Here is a 1326-nt window from a genome sequence, read left to right as displayed (position 1 = left end):
CTAATGCCGTTCACTTAAGGTGATCGGCATTGTTTTTTCTAGGGTATCGGCTTGGCTTTTTCTTAACGACTCTAGGGAAGGATCTTTCTCTCCTAGGTTCAAGTATTAAGCTCTCACTCATTGAGTAGAAGTTTTCGAGTTGCCTCGGGATTGCTCCTGGTGACGAGTATGGAAGTCCCACTATCAGGCGCATGATGTGAGCTAGTGCTCCATTGAAGCTAAGTTGATATGGCAAGTAATCACCATTCAACGTATTACACATCTGCACCATTTGATACCTGATCAAGTTATAGGTCAGTAGTATTCCCCAGAGTTCTTGCTTCACTAATTCAGGGAGTCGACTTCGAAGCGTGAGTCGGTTACCAAGCATGTACTGTTTTTGCTCACGGTATCCGAGTTCAATTTCCCAACGATACCCATATAAGCCTACGATATCTGACTTTGGGTAGAGCATAGGGTCAAGCATTGAGGTGAGAACATCGTATTGCTTGCCATCTTTGACTCTCGTGATTAAACGTACAACCACTTCTTGTTCTAGCTCTGGCCACTTTTTACGTGCTTGCGGATTACTCTTCAGCTTTATCAGTTTATCTTGGCGGCCAAGAGACTGAACGACGTCATAAGTAAGTCCTTTTTTCATTGGGATAAGCCAATGTCGATTTATGCCTTGCGAGCTCCATGCTTGAAGTAGGCCAAGGGAGTAAAAGCCTTTATCAAAAAGGGTTAAACTATTATCAGGTGTCGTCTCTATCAGTTGCTCTGCTAACTTCATTTCATTGACGCTATAACAGTCAAAGGCACTGCCTGTGATTAAATGGCTGCTCAATTCCATCTGACATACCATGCGTACTTGTGGGTACTGTGTTTCTTTTCCGTCACGATTGGTAGGCTTTGCAAACGTTGCAGCGTTCTCTTTTGAATCCTCAGTTCGCCACAAGACACCATCAACGCCAAGAAGAGTGAGTCCGTTCCAGTTTGGTAAATTAGCCTGTTTAAACCAATGACTCTGGGTACACTCAAAAAGAGCTTTAGCCGCTGACTCACCAAGGTTTTTTCTTCGCTGTGTTAATGCACTTGGAGCAACAAATGGTTTACCTGTGCGGTCAACAATATCGAGCATATTTACAATGTCAGCCATGGATTTATCGTTATAGATTGCCATTCCAACCAGTAACCATGCCATCGACTCTAAAGTTAGCTTTCGTTTTCTTAGCGTAACAGTATCAGTAAGTTCGTAAGCACTATTAATGAGTTCAATGGGCAGGAGGTCAGCGAGTGTTTCAACTTGATTGGGTTTATAACTGTTGATGATGTCGAGGGCTTGAG

The 1326-nt window shown here is 43.3% G+C and carries 1 protein-coding gene; it reads right to left on the bottom strand.

Annotated elements, in window-relative coordinates:
- Positions 1-10: 10 nt before the first annotated feature.
- Positions 11-1326: IS4 family transposase (locus KIV40_RS17065; RefSeq protein ID WP_285350388.1), on the bottom strand; the 1316-nt coding region annotated here is incomplete at its 5' end.

This window comes from Vibrio sp. D173a (genome assembly GCF_030248475.1).
Note: the sequence above shows the minus strand (reverse complement) of the source record. Positions and strands in the feature narration are given on the sequence as shown.